Origin of the sequence: Thioclava sp. F28-4, assembly GCF_002020045.1 — a bacterium.
Lineage (GTDB): Bacteria > Pseudomonadota > Alphaproteobacteria > Rhodobacterales > Rhodobacteraceae > Thioclava > Thioclava sediminum.
Genome location: NZ_MPZQ01000021.1, coordinates 1 through 18,792 on the forward strand (window position 1 = coordinate 1; position 18,792 = coordinate 18,792).

Annotated in this window: 17 protein-coding genes and 3 tRNA genes; 14 read left to right on the top strand and 6 right to left on the bottom strand. The window is 62.0% G+C overall.

Annotated features, from left to right (window positions below):
- Together BMI87_RS20460 and BMI87_RS20465 are read right to left on the bottom strand one after the other, a co-directional pair.
- A tRNA-Asp gene (locus tag BMI87_RS20460) sits at positions 1–77 on the bottom strand.
- Between the two features lie 270 nt (positions 78–347).
- Positions 348–1,289 carry a pirin family protein gene (locus BMI87_RS20465; RefSeq protein ID WP_078523348.1) on the bottom strand — a complete coding sequence of 314 codons (942 nt, stop codon included), beginning with the start codon at positions 1,287–1,289 and terminating at the stop codon, positions 348–350.
- 288 nt (positions 1,290–1,577) lie between these two features.
- Here BMI87_RS20465 and BMI87_RS20470 point away from each other — a divergent pair, with 288 nt between their 5' ends.
- The 14 genes from BMI87_RS20470 to BMI87_RS20530 all read left to right on the top strand — a co-directional run bounded on the left by BMI87_RS20470 (position 1,578) and on the right by BMI87_RS20530 (position 17,046).
- Positions 1,578–3,065, top strand: coding sequence for a phage integrase N-terminal SAM-like domain-containing protein (locus BMI87_RS20470; RefSeq protein ID WP_078523349.1), 1,488 nt, complete (start codon positions 1,578–1,580; stop codon positions 3,063–3,065).
- Between the two features lie 314 nt (positions 3,066–3,379).
- The gene (locus tag BMI87_RS20475; RefSeq protein ID WP_078523350.1) at positions 3,380–3,895 is read left to right on the top strand and encodes a hypothetical protein; all 516 of its coding nucleotides are present in this window, start codon (positions 3,380–3,382) and stop codon (positions 3,893–3,895) included.
- Complete coding sequence (locus tag BMI87_RS20480; RefSeq protein ID WP_078523351.1) at positions 3,892–4,137, top strand: hypothetical protein; 246 nt, start codon at positions 3,892–3,894, stop codon at positions 4,135–4,137. The genes BMI87_RS20475 and BMI87_RS20480 overlap by 4 nt, the downstream gene beginning before the upstream one ends.
- 9 nt (positions 4,138–4,146) lie before the next feature.
- On the top strand, positions 4,147–4,608 hold the full coding sequence (locus BMI87_RS20485; protein ID WP_078523352.1) for a hypothetical protein: 462 nt from the start codon (positions 4,147–4,149) through the stop codon (positions 4,606–4,608).
- A gap of 232 nt (positions 4,609–4,840) precedes the next feature.
- Positions 4,841–5,086, top strand: coding sequence for a hypothetical protein (locus BMI87_RS20490; RefSeq protein ID WP_078523353.1), 246 nt, complete (start codon positions 4,841–4,843; stop codon positions 5,084–5,086).
- Positions 5,087–5,217: 131 nt separating this feature from the next.
- On the top strand, positions 5,218–5,550 hold the full coding sequence (locus tag BMI87_RS20495) for a hypothetical protein (RefSeq protein ID WP_078523354.1): 333 nt from the start codon (positions 5,218–5,220) through the stop codon (positions 5,548–5,550).
- A 539-nt stretch (positions 5,551–6,089) separates the two neighbouring features.
- Positions 6,090–6,497, top strand: a complete 408-nt coding sequence (locus BMI87_RS20500; RefSeq protein ID WP_078523355.1) for a hypothetical protein — start codon at positions 6,090–6,092, stop codon at positions 6,495–6,497.
- Positions 6,498–6,514: 17 nt separating this feature from the next.
- Positions 6,515–6,679 (top strand): hypothetical protein, encoded by a 165-nt coding sequence (locus BMI87_RS22630; RefSeq protein ID WP_168175255.1) that lies wholly within the window; start codon positions 6,515–6,517, stop codon positions 6,677–6,679.
- 60 nt (positions 6,680–6,739) lie between these two features.
- On the top strand, positions 6,740–9,724 hold the full coding sequence (locus BMI87_RS20505; RefSeq protein ID WP_168175256.1) for a primase-helicase family protein: 2,985 nt from the start codon (positions 6,740–6,742) through the stop codon (positions 9,722–9,724).
- Positions 9,725–10,131: 407 nt separating this feature from the next.
- A complete protein-coding gene (locus BMI87_RS20510; protein ID WP_078523357.1) occupies positions 10,132–10,668 on the top strand; it encodes a hypothetical protein in 537 nt (178 codons plus the stop codon).
- Positions 10,669–10,855: 187 nt separating this feature from the next.
- Positions 10,856–11,089, top strand: a complete 234-nt coding sequence (locus BMI87_RS20515; protein ID WP_078523358.1) for a hypothetical protein — start codon at positions 10,856–10,858, stop codon at positions 11,087–11,089.
- 659 nt (positions 11,090–11,748) lie between these two features.
- Positions 11,749–12,429, top strand: coding sequence for a recombinase family protein (locus tag BMI87_RS20520; protein WP_078523359.1), 681 nt, complete (start codon positions 11,749–11,751; stop codon positions 12,427–12,429).
- 574 nt (positions 12,430–13,003) lie between these two features.
- Positions 13,004–16,216 carry a phage tail length tape measure family protein gene (locus BMI87_RS20525; protein ID WP_078523360.1) on the top strand — a complete coding sequence of 1,071 codons (3,213 nt, stop codon included), beginning with the start codon at positions 13,004–13,006 and terminating at the stop codon, positions 16,214–16,216.
- A gap of 260 nt (positions 16,217–16,476) precedes the next feature.
- Positions 16,477–17,046, top strand: a complete 570-nt coding sequence (locus tag BMI87_RS20530; RefSeq protein WP_078523361.1) for a hypothetical protein — start codon at positions 16,477–16,479, stop codon at positions 17,044–17,046.
- Positions 17,047–17,167: 121 nt separating this feature from the next.
- Here BMI87_RS20530 and BMI87_RS20535 read toward each other — a convergent pair.
- From BMI87_RS20535 to BMI87_RS20550, 4 genes are all read right to left on the bottom strand, one after another.
- A tRNA-Val gene (locus BMI87_RS20535) sits at positions 17,168–17,243 on the bottom strand.
- 42 nt (positions 17,244–17,285) lie between these two features.
- A complete protein-coding gene (locus tag BMI87_RS20540) occupies positions 17,286–17,999 on the bottom strand; it encodes a dimethylsulfonioproprionate lyase family protein (protein WP_078523362.1) in 714 nt (237 codons plus the stop codon).
- A gap of 137 nt (positions 18,000–18,136) precedes the next feature.
- Positions 18,137–18,211 (bottom strand) — tRNA-Val (locus BMI87_RS20545).
- Between the two features lie 14 nt (positions 18,212–18,225).
- Positions 18,226–18,687, bottom strand: coding sequence for an HU family DNA-binding protein (locus BMI87_RS20550; RefSeq protein ID WP_078523363.1), 462 nt, complete (start codon positions 18,685–18,687; stop codon positions 18,226–18,228).
- Positions 18,688–18,792: the final 105 nt, after the last annotated feature.

Sequence of the window (18,792 nt, forward strand, 5' to 3'; positions counted from 1 at the left end):
TGGCGCGGTTGACGGGGCTCGAACCCGCGACCCCCGGCGTGACAGGCCGGTACTCTAACCAACTGAGCTACAACCGCTCGCATCATCTGCCCGGATCGCCGTCCGAGCGTGGGGAGGGTATTACGCGGGCGACCTGCCCCCGTCAAGCGGCCTGAGAGCAAAAATCCGACGAATTTTCACCTGCCGTTCGGGCAAGCAATTCGCGGCTCCTCAGTGCGCGTCCGCGGCCCTTATTTATCGCGCCCGCATGCGCCCCGATCAGAAGCGCTTTCTGCTTCCTCTTGGCAGAAATATCCCGGGGGAAACCGAAGGTCGGGGGCAGAGCCCCCCTTTTTCGGCGGATGCAATCACCGTTCCGGCGCGGGAATGAATTCCGCATCATCCGCAGGCGGGAGCTGAAATCGGCCATGCGCCCAGTCGCCCGCGCGCCATGCCTCTTTCGCGGCGTCGATCTTGTCGCGCGACGAGGCCACGAAATTCCACCAGATATAGCGCGGCCCGCCCATGGTCGCGCCGCCCAGCACGATCAGCCGGGCGCCCTGCCCGCCCGCCTTAAGCGACACCCGGTCGCCGGGGCGGAAGACGAGCATCCGGCCTTCCTCATAGGACTCGCCCGCCACGGCGACAGAGCCCTGCAGCACATAGACGCCGCGATCTTCGTGATTGTCGGGCAGCGGGAGCTGCGCGCCGGGATCAAGCTTCGCATCGGCGTAGAACATCTCGGAGGGCAGATCGATCGGCGCATGCGCGCCCCAGGCATCGCCCAGCACGAGCCGCACGGTCTTGCCCTCGGCCTGCAGTTCGGGCAGCGCCTCGGCGCCCACATGTTTGAACGCCGCCTGCCCCTCTTCCTGATCTTCGGACAGCGCGACCCAGGTCTGGATGCCCGCGAGATGCTGGCCGGTCTCGCGGACCTTGCCGTCGGTGCGCTCGGAATGGGTGATGCCGTAGCCCGCATTCATCCAGTTCACCGCCCCCGGCGTAATCCATTGATCGGTGCCCAGCGAATCGCGGTGATGCAGGCGGCCCTGAAGAAGGTAGGTCACGGTCGCGAGGCCGATATGCGGATGCGGGCGAATGTCGATGCCGCGGCTTCCCGAGAGGAATTCAACCGGGCCGATCTGGTCGAAGAAGATGAACGGGCCGATCATCTGCCGCGCGGCGGACGGCAGCGCGCGGCGCACCTCGAAGCCGCCGAGGTCGCGCGCGCGCGGCGCGATGACGGTTTCAATGGCGTCGACGGCGTCGCCAATCGGGATTTCGGGGTCGAGGGCGGGGTTCCAGCTCATCGGAGCGCTCCTTTCCTGTGGTTGAGGGAAAGGTAGCATCGCGGCGCGCATATCATAGAGCCATGTGCGAACAGAATCTGAGCGCGGCCGCGCAATGACATTCAAGCCGTTGATATCATTACACTTAAGGGGGAATGGTGGGCGGTGAGGGGCTCGAAACGCCCACCATTCACCAAAAGGCTTATTTTATTGGTTATTTGCGCCATACATCACTCGCGCTGCGTGTTTTTGCTATACAATTTGGAGCCTTTTGCTATACAGGGCCTCGACCAGAGAGGCGCCAGAAACATGAACAACCGCATCCCGACACCGCACCTATCACGCGACAGCAAGGGCTACTGGAGGTACCAACGCCGAGTGCCGAAGTACGCCCAATCGGCCCTCAAGCGAACCGTCTGGAACCTTTCGCTAGGCCGCGAGGAAGCCGCCGCCGAGAAGCGCGCTTCCGCGCTACGCCACGAACACGACAAGCTGCTAGCCGAACTAGACAAGCCCAACGGCGCACGCCGGGTTGAAATGATGATCACCGCACAGAGTGTGGACGAGCAAATTGCCCGCACCGAGCGCCGCCACCAAGTTCAGGACCTCCCCAACCATGGCGGATTGATCGTACCTCTGGCCACGCACCACTGGCGGCGCATCCCCGAAATCATCGCAAACTCCGATGACGCACCGACACCGGAGGACAAGTATCGACAGCTCGCCTTCTCTCAGGCGCTTGCGTTCGGAGACACCACACGCACCGGACCGATACCGAACCTACCCCAGCCGGAGCGCCCGACAGACCACGTCGACCTCATTCTTTACGAGGCCCATCGCCAGATGCTCGAAGCCGCCCTGTCCGAGATCGCTCCGAGAGCATCCTCGGGCGACCCTGCCCTTCGCCTCACCGCCCTGCTTGAGGACTACATAAAGAGCGCGGGCGTTCGCGACAGCACCGCCACCCACTACCGCAAGATGATCCGCCCCCTAATCGAGACAACGGGGGACCACGAGTTGCCGAAGTACACGCAGGCCAAACTGAAGAGCTACCGCGACCACTTAATTGAGGCCACCGAGGCCAGCCCGCAGACCATCGAAAAGCGCTTCGCCACCCTCAAGGCGCTGTGGCGCTGGGCTGCCGAGGAAAAGAGCGACGTCTGGCCCGATCTGACCTTCCCGGCGATCCGCCTTCCGAAAGTCACCCAGTCCACTGAGGAGTCCCGATGGCAAGCCTTCGATGACGCTCAGATCAAAGAAGTTTGGAATCTAGTCAGTGAAGCTTGGGGACCCGACTCTGCGTCGAGACTGGCACCGGAGAGACGCGCCGACTTCCTCATGGCATTCCGCGTGATGCTCTGGACCGGAATGCGGCCATCAGAGGTATTCAAGCTCGACGCAAGCAACGTCGCAGACGGAATATTGATGATACGGGAAACGAAGACGCTCTCTCGGAAGCTTCCGATCACCAAGCACCTCTCGGACCTTCCGCAGTTTCTCTCCGATGGAGGCTTCGGCAGCGTGCGAGGCATGTCGAAAGCCGCCGACAAGATGTCGGACTACTTTACGAAGCTCATCCGACCCAAGATGCCAAATGATCGCCTTGTCCTCTACAGCCTCAAGGACACACTGGTCGGACGCCTCCAGCGCCTAGATGTGGGTGACGACCTGATACGCGCGGTGATCGGCCACAAGAGCGGACAGGGAAAGCTACGGCACTACAAGACCGGACTGGGCGAGACGCCAGAAGGTCGAGCAAAGATCAAAGCCGCGCTCGACAAGATATCTTACTGGTGATCGGCTGACGCCGACCACTACCCAACACCGGAACACACCCGCGCCACCCTCGGCGCGGGTTTTTCTTTGCGGGCCGACGAGGGACAGACGGCGAGGCGCTGGGGCGGGGATCGGGTGCTGACCCGCGTTAGCGGGTCACAAGAGCGAATCAGTGACTCCCTCACCTAAATACCTGTTTTTCTGCCTCTAAATCCGCATTTTCCGAATCATTTAGCCACTCCACCCCTCGCCGTGACCCTTTGCACCCGCGATTTCTTGACTCCTGTCAAGAATTTTCTTATGATCCTCCTACAGATGAAGGAAATTGCTATCTCATGCTCTCCACAACGTTAGAAGATTGGTCCCGCGCCACGGGGGTCGGGCGCGACACCGCATCCGTGCATCTCGCAGGGCTGCCGTATGAGGGCCATCCGCGCCGCTACCCGCTGCCGTTCGCCCTGAGCCGCCTGAAAAAGAAGTATCGCGGAGCTGCCGCCGAGCTTGTTCGCGGCGCGCGCGATGACGGCTCGCTTTTCGTCGCATCGCTCGATCAGATGCCATATCTCGAAGAGCTGTCCGACTGGGTCGACCAAGACCCCGAGATGAAGCCCCGCGCCGCATCTGTGCGGAAGAACTTCTTCGCGGCGCTGAGCCAAAGCTGTCGCGGCGTGACCGCCTATCTCGCAGACGCACCTCGCCTCTGGCACATCGCAATCGCCGCGCCCGCGACCTTACCGTATATAGTGACCGGAGATCGCGGCGCGCTTCCCAACTGGCAGGAATACAGCCGCGCGCTCGCGCTGGTTCACTCGACCGCGCCGAGCCCTGCCGAGCTGGAGCTTGCGGCATGACCTCACCGCTCCTCCCCCATGTTCTCGCATCCGCCCCAGCTTGCCGCCTCATTGCCCGGATCGGTGGCGACGAAGAAGGCATCGCGCAGGCCGTCCAAATGCCCGAGGCGTTGCGCGGCGTCCTTCGCTCGGCCTGTCGCCTATCGGATGCCGAGATCGACGCCCTCGCCGCCCAGACGCCACCCCGTGAAATTTCCATCAGCGAAGCGGCCCGGACCGTGCTGATGCAATCAACTTTCTAAGGATCACCAATGACGGAAACATTCGACAATATCCTCGCGAGCGACCAACTTGCGCAGGCGCGGTTTGAAGCCGCCAGCGCGAAGCTGATCGCCAACGCCGCCCAAATCGGGATCGAGCTGACGCCCGATGATTGCAAACAAGTGGCAAGCGTGCGCCTCGCCTGTCTTACCGATATGGGGCTGACCGACTCCGCGCTGGAAGAGGCGAAGCGGCTGCCGCAGGTGGCGCTTGCGGCCCAAAAAGCCGAGCTGGCGCGACAACTCAGCGACTCCGAGAGCGCCGCTCACGCTGAAATCTCGCGCTTGAATCCAACGCAACGCCTTTCTCTTGGACGCGAGATCGAAGCCGCACGCCCCCGCGAAGAGCGCGCCACTCTCAGTCCCGAAGAGACGGCTGCCGCAATGCGCGCGATTCAAGCGCTTCCGGCGAGTGCACGTCTCAGCTACGCGCGTAAAGTTGGGCTCGCGTAATGGTCACCGTCGAAGAACTGATCACATTTTGTCGGCTATCCGGGGGCGATTGGCTCCGCCATATCCGTTTCGCGGGGTAGAGCGGGACCTTCTTCGCGCCTGAGGGCAACGGCAAGGGGATTCACCTCAAGGGCGAGCAGGTCCGCGCGCTCGGGCGCGCGCTCGGATGGCGCGAGAGCCCCGCCGGGGCCGATCAGAACGGCGTGGCTCGGCTCCACGAGGTGGCCCTGCCATGACCGACTCCGAGATCGAGAAAATCGCCCAGCGGGTGCTGAAAGATCAGGTTCCTCTGGAAGCGCTGTTTGGCCCAGTGCGCGGCGATGGAGCGCGCGAATATTTGCCCACCGGCGCGATGGTCAATGGGTATCACTTTTCTCTCCTGTCGCGGCGCATCCGCGAGATGGGCGGCATCGTCGACACCCTCGACGGCGAGACGCGCCGCAAGAATAGCGTCCGGGCTCGCGCGCTTCGGACCTGACAGAACAACCGCGCGCCAGTGCTTGCGCGCGCGGCACTCCCGGCGAGTTTTGCCATTCCTCGCCGGGTCGCGGCGGGACGCCTCCAGACCGTCCCGCCGCTTTTCCAGACAACTAAACAGAGAGATTACCAATGTGCACCGCCTGCGCGTCGCTCGCGCTAGAAAATGTCCTTGTCGAAGAGGTCGCCGCACTCGTCGGCGCTGCGTGTGAGGACCCCGAAACCGCCTATTCAATCGAATTTCTGGACCTCGCCGTGTGGCTCCCGGATCGGATCGGCGACCGGGTCGCCTATCAGGCACTCCGGCGCGCGGGCTTCGAGCCCGATGCCGAGACGGAGGGTGAAATCTGGCATCGCGCGCCTTCGGGAGAGTGGAAATATCACTGTGATGTTGATCTGGAGGTCGGCGACTACGACATTCAGATTGAGCAAGCCGCGCGCCACATTTGGGGGACGCCGATTTGAGCTTCTTTACTCAGCCACTCCTACCACTCCCCGGCGTGCGTCCGGACCCTGTGACTGCCAAGCGTCGGCGGGCCGAAGGTGCGCGTCAGCGCAAGATCGCAGCACTCCGCGCGAGATGGACGCCAGAACAGGTTGAAGAGGAAGAAGAACGGCTCGCTGCCGAGGTCTTGCGCAGAATCGAGGCTGGCGCAGTGACCAGATTCCCCGCCGGAGAGGATCGCCGCTCACGATGACTTTGCGTAACCCTTCTGAGGCGCGTGTGTCAGGAAATGTGACAAAATGCGGGCCGATGTGCCTTTTCACCGAACCGAAGATTTTCACCGCGTGAAGTTCGGCCACCTAGCCCACTCCTAGCGCTCGGAAATATCGGAAAAGGGCCGGGACAGCGAATGTGACATTTCCCATTCCGCTTCGAATCCGCCCAAGGAGAAATTCAGCTTCAAGCCGAATTTCCATTGCAAAACAATAAGTTGACTCGGCTCTCGCGCTCTGCTCATCTTCGTGAAGAACCCGAAGAAGCAGCAAAGGAGAGCAACTAAATGAAACAGCGACTGACCTATCAACGCGGCTGCAAGCATATGCCCAAGCACCAATTCGACGACCTTCTGTCCCGGCAGGACCTCCTCGCGCGGGGGTGGACAGATACCCTGATCAAGCGCCACCTCCCGGACCCCGATGATTTTCGTGACAACCCCCACTACAAATCGGGGCCGCCGCGTAAGTTCTGGCTGATAACTCGAGTCGCGGAGGTGGAGACACGCGACGAGGTGGTGGACGCCATGGCGAAAATCGCCGCCCGCCGCGAAGCGCGAGACGCAAAGAAACGCGCGAACAAAACTTACGAAAACCCAGACATGTGGACACCGGAGCGGATCGCGCGCTTCGAGTCCGCCCGGAAAGCCCTCGCCAAATGGCGCGCTGAACGCGCGCAAGGAGCAAGCCAGTGAACGCCCCAGAACCGACCATGACCACCCTTCCGATGACTGCCAATTTCGACGGCGTCGAGATCGCGATGCAACAGCTAGCCCATCGGCTCGTCGCGCTCACTGAGATGCCGCTGACGCGTGAAATCGCGGCCCAGATCGCACGGGCGAGCGACGAACTCACCGCGCTTGCAGAGGCGGCCTGACAGCTTGGCCCGCGTCAGCGGGCCACCACCACCCTACCCACGACACGAGGATACGAGATGATGAACGACGCCGAGGCCGAGGCCTTTGAAGTTGCACTTGAAGAAGCTGGCCTCAGCGAAGCCGACCGCGCCAAGCGCGATGAAGAGACATGCGCGAAGGTGATCCGTTTTGACGATTGGATTAACGAGAATGACCCTTCAATCCGCCATCTCGCACGAGTGAAGATGAATGACGCGCTCGTGTTCGGTGACCTCGGGACGCCTGAGGCGCAGGCGGTGCTGGCGCTGCCCGTAGTCGTTGGCCTCACTAACTCTGGCCCCCGCGTCAGCGGGGATAAATGGGCGCGGGAGGCCGCTGACTGGGGATCGTTGTTGCAGGTGCTGACAATGCACCCCGTGACCGCGAAAAAGGGCGGGAATGCTTTGTTCTTCGCGGAATCCGCGCTTACCGGCAAGAAGCGCGCGGACACGCCCTTGTGCTATCGTCTCAAGGACAAGATCGAGCGCGTCTTCGCCGTGGCAATTGATGTTGACGGCGGATGCACCGCCGAGGGCGTCATGCATCGCCTCCGCGCCCGCAACCTCTTCGCGGTCATCTACACCACGCATTCACACAGCTCGAAGGGCGCGCGGGGCAGCGACCGGTTTCGCGTGATCCTGCCTCTCTCTGAGCCGTTTGCGCTGGGCGAAGGCGTGAGCCGAAAGGACCGAGAGGCGGAGTGGGAGTCGCTCTATGTCGGGTTGATTACCGGCCTGATGCCCAAGGGGGCAGACTGGGATTTCACGGCGTCTCGCCCGTCGCAGATGATGCATGCCCCTGCCCGCCCTAAGGGCGCGGATTTCAAGCACTTCGTGATCGCTGGCGCGGCGCTCGACCTCTCGACCGTGACGCCGGGAGACGCGGGGCCTTATCGAAAGAAGGGGCCGAGCGGATTGCGCCGGGGCGGCGAGGCGCATGACGGCACACCCGCCTATCTCGCGGACGGGTTCGACCTGATGGCATGGCACGCCGACCACGGCGAAAACTTCCTCCTCTCAAACTTCATCGAATGGATCGGTTGGGACGTGCTCGGTGATGCCGGTGACGGGTTCGACACGATTTGCCCGAACTTCGCGGCCCACAGCGAGGGCAGCGGCGAAACGGCATGGGCGATTGATGGTCCGGAATCCAAGAGCGGCGCGGCGATCTTCTGTCACCATGACCATTGCGCAGGGCTCTACACCTGGGATTTTCTCAAGCTCCTTGAGGCGCAGTGCCCTGACCTTCCGGACGGGTTCGAGACGCTGTCCGAACTGATCTGCGCCCCCGAGCTTTACGCCGAAGCCGAGGGCTCCGAGACCCCCAATCGCGCGGACTACATCGAAGACGAAATCAAGCTCTTCCCGCACAAGACGCCCAAGGCGGTCCAACGCGCTTTTGAGGCCCTGCCCGCTAACGCGGGCGAAGACCACCTCGCCGCAATCTTCGGCGGGATCGTGAAGGGTGGCGGGAAAGCAAATGCGCAGGCCGAATGGGGCAAGCGCGTTAAAGGGCGCGGCGTTAGCGCCAATGACCTAAAACGGATCGAGAAGCGCGGGCGCGAGCTGTTGGACGGCGAGCGGAAAGAATATGCCGCAGAGAAGGCTGAGGAGCGTTCGCGCGCCTATGCTGACGCACTGGACACCGGAACGCCCGCGAACCACTCTCTCGACCCGGCAGAGCCTCTGGGCGACGACATGGAAACCGCCCTTGCCACGTTACGCCATCGTTATGCTCCCTGCGACCTAGGAGGAAAGTTTCGGATCGTCCGCAAACCCGATCTCGGTGCGTTCACCAGCGCTTTCGACTCCACGATTGCAGTCTATCAGAAGGAAGATTTTCTGAACCTCCATCTCGACCGGCAGATCATGGAGGGGGAGTCGCTGATAAACCCCGCGAAGATCTTCCTTGAGACAGAGAAGCGCAAGAGCGGGATCATCTTCGCCCCGCCGCCTGCGATGCCGGGGGCGAATGACTTCAATACGTATCAGGGCCGCACGGTCACGGGGGCACCGGGTGAGCACGGGGACGCGCGCGACTTCCCGGTGCTGCGTGATTTCATGCTGCGGGTGATCTGCGACGGCGACGAAGACAAGCTTGCTTGGCTGACGCTCTGGATGGCCCACCTCGTGCAGCATCCCGGCGAGAAGCCCGGAACGGCGGTTATAGCGGTTGGTGATGGCGGGATCGGTAAGGGCCGCTTCGGCGCGCTTCTCTCCAAGCTCGCCCTGCCTCACTTTAAGCAACTGGAGAACGAAGCTCACGTGATCGGGCAGTTTGCGGGCGAGCACCTGAGCAAGTGCGTTCTCGTGCAGGTGAACGAGGCCGTCTTCGGGGCGAGCCCCAAGGTCTCTAGCGCGCTCAAGGCTCTGATCGACTCCACTGCAATTCCGGTGGAGGCCAAGGGAATGAGCGCAATCACCGTTCCGTCGTTCACGCGCTTCTATTTCGACAGCAACGACGCGGTGCCGGTGTTGATCGAGGGAAATGGCAGTGAGCGGCGGTATTTCGTGCTCAAGGTGAATGCCGCTGAGAAGGGCAACACGGGCTTTTTCGATGCGCTGACGCGCGCCATCGAAGGTCAGGAGATGGGTCACTTTCTGGCTTACCTTGAGACCTATGACCCCGCGTCAGCGGGCCTGAGCTGGGCAGACGTGCGCACCGCTCCCGAGACACCCGAACGCCGCGTCATGGCGTGGCATTCCATGCGCCCCGCCGTGCGGGCATTGCTGGACGTCCTGCGAGACGGCGAGGTGACGCTGAAGGTGGATGGGCTACCCGAGACCTTTACTGCAAACGGGGACGGGCTACGGGTTCCCGTGGCGGGGTTCCGAGACTTCATCAAGGTAGCTGGAAACAAGAATAACGCCGAGGACTCGGACGTCGCTGCGATGGTGAAGCAGATATTCGGGATTGAACTGGAAACCGGGCAAGGCAAGGTCGGAAGCTCGACCAACACGCGCTGGTGGCACTTCCCGCCCGAGGTTCTGGGGGAAAACGTGGACCGGGCCTTGCGGGGTGAGTGAGGGAGTCCCCGCGTCAGCGGGGATTTACCCCCAGCGCCCCCAAACTGCCCCCAAGGGCACGGGGGCGTTTTTCCCTTATTTTATTGGACAGAATGACCCACGCCCCCAAACCCCCAAGATTTTCACGTGTCACGGTGAGAGGGTGGAGGACACACACACCACAGGAAAAGGGTGTGTGTGTCTCTTTCTAATTTCTATCAAGTAAGATTCATTGGGGGTTTGGGGGCAGCCTCATTTCGCCCAACTATAGTTGAGAAAAAGTGCCCCCAAAGGCTTGGGGGTTGCTTGTGGTTTTGGGGGCAGTTCGCGCTCTTCATTGCGGCTATCCCCGATGCCGAGCGAGAGAGCTGCGTCGACTTACCCACCGATATCCTTAATACTGTATCTGATTTGATTGAGGCATTGGCATGGTACGATTTTTTCGAGCGCTGGGAGAATTCGGGCTTACGGGCGCGTTAGCGGCGGTTGTTTTCTTCCCGATCCTCTGGGGGTTCATGTGGTTCCTCATGACGGTGGTACCGTGGCTCTCTGAATTCGCAGGCCAGACCCAGCACACAGCGCCCGCTCCAGCCGACATGGCGGAGGTCAGGGGGATACTATACGGTTTCTACGGCCTTGCTTGGTTTGGTGGCTCCTCTGCGGCTTGGCGCGTTCTATTCCCAAGTGAGCTTGATCGTTTGCATGAGGAAGCCTTTCTCCCCGAAGATACCTCTTTCCGGTCGCAGGCCTTCCGCCTCATCACAATATTAACTGGCCCGTGGTGGGTGTTCGCAGGCCTCCTCACCTTCCGCGCATACCTCGATGGCTCGTTGAATGTGGTTGGCTATTCTATGGATGGAGCGACCACCCTATTCTCACTGTCTATCATCACCGTCGCAGTGCCGCTGCTCGTTCATACTCTTCTTAGTTCATTCCATTGGGTCAGAACCGGAAAAGACACATAGACCGCACATCAAGAAACTGTGAACTTTGCGCGCATTTGTGCGCAAAACGCGCTATTTTATCCTTATTTTTCAGATCACTAACTCCCCTAGCAAGGGAGTAGTCGGCCACGTAATTCTTGACCGAACAGCTCTTCCGTTCATGCTCAGACCATCCCGAACGTTAGAAAAAGAGAGGTTTTGGAAGGTCATGGAAGAGGTTCTGAAACGACGCATCGAGCACGCCCGCATCGCTCCTAGCGATCTGTCTGCGAACGCTGGAATCGATAAACAGAGGCTTACGGCAGCATTGGAAGGCAAGGCCGAGCTGAGCCACGAAGAGAATACGCGGCTCATGCGTGAGCTCGATATACTCGGATACTATCAAAACCGAAGGACTGGCTTGGTGGGCGTTCAACTCGGGCTTGATGACACCGATAGCTGACTCCCTGCGGAGCACTAGCGTCGCGGCGGCAAAAGTCCGGAATCTCGGACAACGCCGCCCGACGTCAAAGCGGAACGTCCCGCCACTCGCGCACCACCCTAGCCGGGCCGGGCCGTCGCACGACGAGCTGCCCCACATCGCCCGGATGCGGCGCGCGCAGATCGACTCGGAGGTATTCAGCCTTCCCGCACTCCCGGCACACCCCCTCCCATGATCGCGCCGGGCGCTTTGGTGGAGCCCCCACTTCGACGAGATCGGCAGCGAGATAGTGAACGGTGCGGCGACACAGATTACACCGCACCACGATAAGCATCCCTGCCCGCGCGGCCTCGCCTAGGGAGTAAGGGCGCTTCGATGGGTGTGGGTGTGCGGGCGGATGCAGAGACGGCATAGAGCATCGCTAGCACAGAGAACACATCGTGAACAACGAAAACCCTCGATCAGCCGCCGTCGAGCCCTGCGAATGCAAACTCACGAAATGTTGCATTATATTACATCTCGTGATCATCCGGTCGAAACGCCCCTCACCCCGCATTGGAGCCGATCCGAAAACAGTTTGGTGATGAGCTAAACTATTGAAATGACTCGCGAATCATGCAGCCACACCTTACAAGTTGGCCTAACGACCGTTACGCCAGTTTGGAAAAGGAGGCCCTGCCATGAAGATCGTGACCTACTGCCGAGTCAGCACCGCCACACAAGGGCGCTCGGGCCTCGGCCTCGAAGCCCAACAAGCCGCGATCTCGGCTTACGCCGACGCCCACGCCGCCCAGATCGTCGGCGCGTTCACCGAGGTAGAATCCGGGCGAAACAACGGACGTCCGCAGCTCGCCACCGCGCTGAAGCTGGCCAAGCTCACCGGCTCCAAGCTGGTTATCGCGAAGCTCGACCGACTTAGCCGCAACGCCGCTTTCCTCCTTAATTTACAGGACTCTGGCGTCGATTTCGTGGCATGTGACAACCCCACCGCCACGCCCCTCACGGTCGGCATTCTGGCCCTCGTGGCGCAGGATGAAGCCCGCGCGATCAGCGACCGCACCAAAGCCGCACTTGCCGCAGCCAAGGAGCGTGGAACGCGTCTCGGAAACCCCAATGGCGCAGAGGCCCTGAGACGTGCTAGCAAGGGCAACATAGCCTCTCGGGCCGCTGCCTCCGCTAACGCGGACGCCCGCGCAAATGACCTCGCCGAGACGCTGGAAGACCTCGCGCGCCACGGCTTCACCACGCTCGCAGCGCAGGCAAATGAGCTGAACCGGCGTGGCATCAAGACGGCGCGGGGGAAAAGCTGGCACCCGTCCAGCGTGGGCAATCTCCGGGCTCGACTGGCAAAATCGGTATAACATCAGCTCGCTGGCTCGCAGGCCCTCACCGCGCCCGCGTCAGCGGGCTTGAGCAAGCCTCTCCCAGCACCATCAAATTCAACTTTTGTCTTTCATTTTCAATGCTTTATGAGGCTCCTCAGGGGGTATACCCCTACCCCCATTTTGCCCCACAGGTGCCGCGCAAATTTGTGAGTGCAACTCGGCGCTTATGATTCAGCAACAAACGCCCCATACTCCCCGATTTGGCCCGCATTGCGCAACAATGGGGCGTTTTCGACCGGGGACCCATCCGGAAAACGCCCCCATGGCCCTCCAGAAACGCGATACCCCGAATTTGGGTAAATATTTTTCGTCGTAATTGGTGCACCTGCCCGAAAACGCCCCCTGATGCCCGTTGCATTGCACTCGAAACGCGATGAACCGTTTTGCGCAAACCTATGAAATCTAGCCATTTTCGGCTATAGTGACTTTGTGGGTAGTTGTCGGCCCGGCGCGCTTTTCCTCGGGGCGCGCCGGGATACCCGAACCGAACCTGCCTGCCGTCCTCCCACCCACATCGCGCCGCCCGACAGCGCTCGCGAGAACCCCACATATGACAGACAAAACCTATTCCCTCGGCCTCTTGATCGACGCCGCGCCAGCCAAGAAAGGCGCGCGCGAATTCACGGCGGCAATCGCATCCGTGAAGCGCGCCGTTCGCGACCTAGATCGCGACACCTCGGGCGCGTTCACGCAGCTCAAGAGCTTGCGCCCGGAGATCGACGTCACGCCGCTGAAATCGGCCCAACGAGAAGCGAAAGGCCTCGCAGCGGCCCAGGCCTCGGCAGCGAGCGCCAGCGACAAGGCGGCTGCACAGATTCAGCGCACGGCCCTCGCAAGCGCCTCCGCGATCCGGCAGAGCGAGCAAGCTGCGCAACGCCTCGCCCTCCGCCTGTCCGACCTCGGCGACACCGCCGGAATCGCTCAGCTCGAAGGGGCGCTAACGCGCCTCAAGACCGATCTGCTAGCCGCCGCCTCCCCCCTCGACGTCCGGACAGCGAAGAGCGGTTTCGACGATCTGCGCTCGGGCCTCCTCCAGACAACCGTCGCAGCCGAGCACCTGCGCGGGGAACAGGCCATGCTCGCCCGTCAGACCGAGGAAGCGAGCCGAGCCGCGACACAGGAAGCGCACGCTCTCAACGCCCTGCGCGCGAAATATGACTCGGTCTTCGCGTCGAGCCAGCAATATGCGCGCGCACTGTCCGAAATCCAGCAGCTTGAAGATGCCGGGGCCATGAGCGCTGTCAAAGCCGCGCAGGCCCGCGAGGTCGCCGCGCAGTCTTTGCTTGCGGCTGGGGCAGCGAATGACCGCTTTGCGAAGAGCGCCCGCGTCAGCGGGCACGAGACGGCCTACATGGCAGCTCAGTTCAACGATATAGGCGTGATGATGGCGGCGGGGCAGAACCCCTTCGTCTTGGCGCTCCAACAAGGGACGCAAGTTTCCCAGATGCTTAACGGCCTCGGGGGCCGTGCCGCGATCCTGCGCACCCTCGCGGCGGGCTTCACGTCGATGATTAACCCGGTTTCGCTCGTCACCATCGGCGTGATCGCCGCCGGGGCCGCGCTTGTCCAGTGGATGGGATCGGGCAAAGAGGCGACGAAGAGCTTCGCCGACAGCCTCTCGGACGCGGAGTCGAAGATCACCGCCCTACGGAATGCGACAGACGCACTCGCGGGCCACAATCTCCGCAACCTTCGGCAGGAATACGGCGCACTGAATGCCACCCTCGACGCCCATTTGGAGCGCCTGCGCAAGGTCGCGGAAATCGAAGCCGCCATGGCGAATGGCGACATGGTCGCAAGCATCCGGGATGCACTGACCTCTGACGGGAATCCCTTCACCGGGGACATTGACGCAGTCGCGCGCGCCTTCGACACCTCGTCCGACCGCGCCCGGACCTTCCTTGGGCTGATGCAGGATATTCAGAACGCGCGGACGTTTGACGATCAGCTCGCGGCGATCACGAAGCTGCGTCAGGAGGTGGAAAGCACAACCGGCGGGCTCGACAAGGCCGAAGGTGGCGCGCGCGGCGTCCTCGCGCAACTGATCCAGGCCGAAGATGCAGCGATGAAGCTGAAAGCAGCCTCTGAGGGCAGTGGCACCGCGACGAACGCCGCCGCTGGGGCTGCCAGCAACCTGCGGGCTGAAATCGGGACGGCTGCCGATGAAGCCGCCCGCCTCCTCCAGAACCTCGGGAGCGTGCCGAACGCCCTCGCGATCATGGGCAAGAGCGTGGCCCAACAGATCACTGCAATTCAGGCGCAAAACAAAAGTTTGGGGATTCAGCTCTCGGAGGGATGGACCGCCGCTGCCGCCAATCGCCGGGTGCAGCTTCAAGACATGGTCACCCATGCCCAGAAGACGGGCCAAACGATCAACTTCGATCAGGTCGCCGCCGAGTATAAGAAGATTCAGGAGCTTGAAGCGCTGGGCCAGAAACAGGCCGAACTGCGCAAGCAACTTACGGCAGCGAACAAGCCCGCTCGCAAGGGCTCTCGCGCGAAACACCTTACCGACGAACAGAAGGCCGTCGAGAAGCTCAACACGAGCCTGCAAGATCGGGTGACCGGACTAAACAAGGAGCGCGTGGCCCTCGCCGCCAGTGCCTCCGGTATGTTCCAGAACGAAGAGGCCGCGCAAGCCTATGCCGAGGCTGCCGCAGCTATGGGCGGCGCAGTGGACGCCGGGACGGTCGCGATCCTGAAACAGATCGACGCCGGTATCTCCCTCAACAAGGCCCTGACCGAAGCCGCGCGCGATCCGGTGCGCGAGTTCCAGAAGAGCCTGCCGAGCTGGCGCGCCGCTGCGAACGATATCGAGACGAACGTAATCGGCGGAATCCAGTCGAGCATGCACGATCTTATCACGGGCGACTTCTCTCTGGAGAAGCTGGGGGACTCGATCCTGAACAGCTTCGCCGACGCCCTTGCTCCGCTTGCAACGGGCGAGCTTCTGAAAGCCACCGGCCTTGATCAAGTCATCGGCGGGATGGGCGATATGGTCGCTGGCTGGGGCGGTGATGCCAGCGTTTCGGCGGACGGATCGGGCGTAGCTGCAGGCGGCGCGCAAGCCGCGCAACAGATCAGCACGGCCATGATGCAGGCAGGCCAGACCGTCGCGGCCCAGCTCGGGCAAGCGATGACCTCGGGCGGCGTGCAGGCCCAGACGTCCTTGCAATCGGGCGTGGCGATGGGCGGCGCGCAAGCAGCCCAGCAACAGCGCCTTGCGGGCATCTCAACCGGGGTGCAGGTCCGCGCAGCGTCGACGCAAGGCGCATCGAGCATGCGCCAAGGCATCGTGAGCGGCGCGCAGGCGGGCGCGCCTATCCTCGGAGCTGCCGTTGCCGGTGGCGGCACAGGTGGGGCCGCTGGGGGCGGTCTCCTCGCCTCTCTGGGCGGCTGGGGAGGCGTCCTCTCCATGGCTCTCGGAGCATTCAAGGAAGGCGGCATCTCAACGCAGCCCGTGGGCTTCTCGTCGATGCCCGTCGCGGCCTTCAACAAGGCCCCGCACTATTCCGAGGGCACGCACAACACATCGGGAATTCCGGCGGTGCTGCATCCGAACGAAGCCGTTATCCCGCTCTCGAAAGGGCGCAAGGTTCCGGTGGAACTGGGCGACGGGGGCGAGCGCGGCAAGGTCTACGCGCCGCAAACGATCAACATGACCGTGAACACGCCGGATGCGGACAGCTTCCGCAAGTCGAAGAAACAGATCGCGGCGGATATGGCGCGCGCAGGTCGGGAGGCCATTCGCTCAAATGACTAACATAGAACCCAACGCCCGGCATCCGCTGGGGCAATATCGTGAGCTTATCGAACCGACCGCCGAGAAGCTGCGAGCCCTTCATCGGGCGGGCGTCGAAGTCATCGCGAGCGCGGACGGGCTGACCTTCTGGACCGTGGGCTTGCCACCCGCTGACGCGGGCTCACAGCCTGACGCCCACCCTCCAAGCTCTTGACCGGAGCGGCGTTTCATAACCTCATTGCCCAGATAAGCCTATGGCGAAAACTGATTTGGAGGATGGGATGACAGATGAGGCGCCAGAACTTGAGAAGTTGGTGAGCGGCTGTGACCGGCAGCTAAAGAAGATCGCTCTCGACACCCAACATGGATACTCGTTCGCTAAGATATCCCACATTTACGACAAGCTGAAACGCATGGGGCCTTGGAGGCAAGAAGACCTCTCCATGGAGCTGATGTTTGACATTGATACGCTGCAATCGGCGCTGGCAGTGGAATATGGACGCATTTTTGCGAGCGGCACGAACCACATCAGCCCCAGCAAGGTCCCTTCGCACCTAAAAGAGACCCATGACGAAATCATTCTGCTGCGAAACAAGCGCTACGCTCACTACGATGAACATCCCTCGATCGAGAACCTACTCGAAATTCAAGCCGATGGCGGAAAACTCACCATACACCCGAAAGCAATAATGGGGATGCATCTTGGCGCCCCTAGACACTGGGAGCCGCTGATTAAGTGGTTGGGCGAGTACCTTCATGACCAAACCCAACGCGTCACGAAACGACTGAGCAAAGACACTGGATATGAATGGACTTACGCACCTTGGCCTGCGCCGGATGAAGAATCATGACTTGCACCGGTGCGGCGTCAGCCGCCCTTTTGCTATACATCTTGGTGACGCTTGCTATACAGCCCCTCGCGGGCATTCCCACAAGTCGTTGTTTTATAAGGCATTAAACGACTCTGGGGAATGGTGGGCGGTGAGGGGCTCGAACCCCCGACATCTTCGGTGTAAACGAAGCGCTCTACCAACTGAGCTAACCGCCCCCGGCCCTTCCTCTAGCCTCGCCGTGCGCGGGGATCAAGACCTCAGATGCCCTCGCGCATCCGCACCTTGCGGGTCGAGGAGAGCTTCATCCCCGGCGCAGTCAGCCGCGCCTCCGGCCCGACCCAGGCATAGGCCAGCAGGCAGGGGTCGAGATCGGCGGTGGTGATGCGGTGTTCGTGATCGGGACGGTTCAGAATCAGCGAGCCGGGCGCATGCACGGCGGTGTCATTCTCGGACCACGGGCCCGCGACCGAAATATAGCTCTCCTCGATCTCCTTATGGCTATGCTGCGGATAGGTCGTGCGCGGCGCAAACAGAACGAATCCCAGCACCAGCCGATCCGAGGCCACCGGCCCGCGCGGACCCAGCACCTCGCAATAGGCATATTTGCGCGCCAGCGCCTTCGGCACTTTCTCGTAGCCGTATTCCCATGTCAGCTGTCCGGTCACGCGCGAGAGCGCCCGCGCCATGCCCGCAACCGCGCCGCGCTCGCCCAGATCGAGCGCGCGCGACAGATGCGCGGTCACCGGTTTCGGCTGCGGCTGGCGCGGCGTCACAGGGGGATTGGTGTCGATGATCTGCGAAAGCGTGTCGCGCACCCGTTTGCGATGGCTGCGGATCAGGCGGCTGCCACCTGCCGAGCCGTGCCGATAAAGCGTGTCGAATTCGCGCAGCAGATACAGCCAGTCCGGGCAATCGGAGACGCGCAGCACCTCGTCGGGCCGGGCGTCGGACATCGGCGTGGTCTCGGTCATCGCATCCTCCGCATCTTGCGCATGGGGCGCGCATCTCTGGCGTGCTGTCTGGCCCATAATCTGACGCCGCGGGGCGCAGAAAACTAACCGGAAAACGACAAAGGCGCGTCTATTCAAGACGCGCCTTCGTAGGAAGATGGTGGGCGATGAGGGATTTGAACCCCCGACATCATCGATGTGAACGATGCGCTCTACCACTGAGCTAATCGCCCTCCGTGGCGGGCTTTTAGCGCCCCTCTTCTGGCTCCGCAAGAGGGTTTTCGTCGAAATCTCCAGCGTCCTGCGCGGGGTCATTTTCCGCCGGGCTGGCCTCTGCCGCGACCGCTTCGAGCATGCCCGAGGGGCGGCGCAGTTTGACCACGAGGATTTCGTCGCCGTTCTTCTCGAACTGGCGGTTGATCTTCAACTTGCCGAGCGGCGGGATGCTGAGTTCCTCGCCTTCCGAGAGCGCCTCGCCCAGAACCTTGAGGACCGATTCCGACATGGCCTTCGCCTCGCCGCGTTTCACCCCGGCCTCGACCATCACCCGATCCACGAAGCTTCTCTTGCGCACGAGCGCCTTCGCCTCGCTTGGCTCAGGCGCCGGATCAGGTGTGGCGGGCGTGAGCGTCGCGGCGGAGGCCGGAGGCGCCTCGGGCGTCGCGACGGGAGGCTTGCGGGTCGATTTCGGTTTCTGGCTCTTGGCCATGGCGGCTCCTTTTTTGATCGCAATACGAAGAGGTTAAGGGCAAACCTGTTCAAATGCAAAAACGCCCGCCGCGATATGCGACGGGCGTTCTCGATTTCAGTTCGA

Bases quoted from the DNA above. Each gene is read 5' to 3' on its own strand.
- BMI87_RS20510 (WP_078523357.1), top strand. From the start codon at position 10,132: ATGGTACGATTTTTTCGAGCGCTGGGAGAATTCGGGCTTACGGGCGCG.
- BMI87_RS20515 (WP_078523358.1), top strand. From the start codon at position 10,856: ATGGAAGAGGTTCTGAAACGACGCATCGAGCACGCCCGCATCGCTCCT.
- BMI87_RS20475 (WP_078523350.1), top strand. From the start codon at position 3,380: ATGCTCTCCACAACGTTAGAAGATTGGTCCCGCGCCACGGGGGTCGGG.
- BMI87_RS20500 (WP_078523355.1), top strand. From the start codon at position 6,090: ATGAAACAGCGACTGACCTATCAACGCGGCTGCAAGCATATGCCCAAG.
- BMI87_RS22630 (WP_168175255.1), top strand. From the start codon at position 6,515: ATGACCACCCTTCCGATGACTGCCAATTTCGACGGCGTCGAGATCGCG.
- BMI87_RS20490 (WP_078523353.1), top strand. From the start codon at position 4,841: ATGACCGACTCCGAGATCGAGAAAATCGCCCAGCGGGTGCTGAAAGAT.
- BMI87_RS20525 (WP_078523360.1), top strand. From the start codon at position 13,004: ATGACAGACAAAACCTATTCCCTCGGCCTCTTGATCGACGCCGCGCCA.
- BMI87_RS20480 (WP_078523351.1), top strand. From the start codon at position 3,892: ATGACCTCACCGCTCCTCCCCCATGTTCTCGCATCCGCCCCAGCTTGC.
- BMI87_RS20470 (WP_078523349.1), top strand. From the start codon at position 1,578: ATGAACAACCGCATCCCGACACCGCACCTATCACGCGACAGCAAGGGC.
- BMI87_RS20465 (WP_078523348.1), bottom strand. From the start codon at position 1,289: ATGAGCTGGAACCCCGCCCTCGACCCCGAAATCCCGATTGGCGACGCC.
- BMI87_RS20505 (WP_168175256.1), top strand. From the start codon at position 6,740: ATGAACGACGCCGAGGCCGAGGCCTTTGAAGTTGCACTTGAAGAAGCT.
- BMI87_RS20550 (WP_078523363.1), bottom strand. From the start codon at position 18,687: ATGGCCAAGAGCCAGAAACCGAAATCGACCCGCAAGCCTCCCGTCGCG.
- BMI87_RS20485 (WP_078523352.1), top strand. From the start codon at position 4,147: ATGACGGAAACATTCGACAATATCCTCGCGAGCGACCAACTTGCGCAG.
- BMI87_RS20540 (WP_078523362.1), bottom strand. From the start codon at position 17,999: ATGACCGAGACCACGCCGATGTCCGACGCCCGGCCCGACGAGGTGCTG.
- BMI87_RS20495 (WP_078523354.1), top strand. From the start codon at position 5,218: ATGTGCACCGCCTGCGCGTCGCTCGCGCTAGAAAATGTCCTTGTCGAA.
- BMI87_RS20530 (WP_078523361.1), top strand. From the start codon at position 16,477: ATGACAGATGAGGCGCCAGAACTTGAGAAGTTGGTGAGCGGCTGTGAC.
- BMI87_RS20520 (WP_078523359.1), top strand. From the start codon at position 11,749: ATGAAGATCGTGACCTACTGCCGAGTCAGCACCGCCACACAAGGGCGC.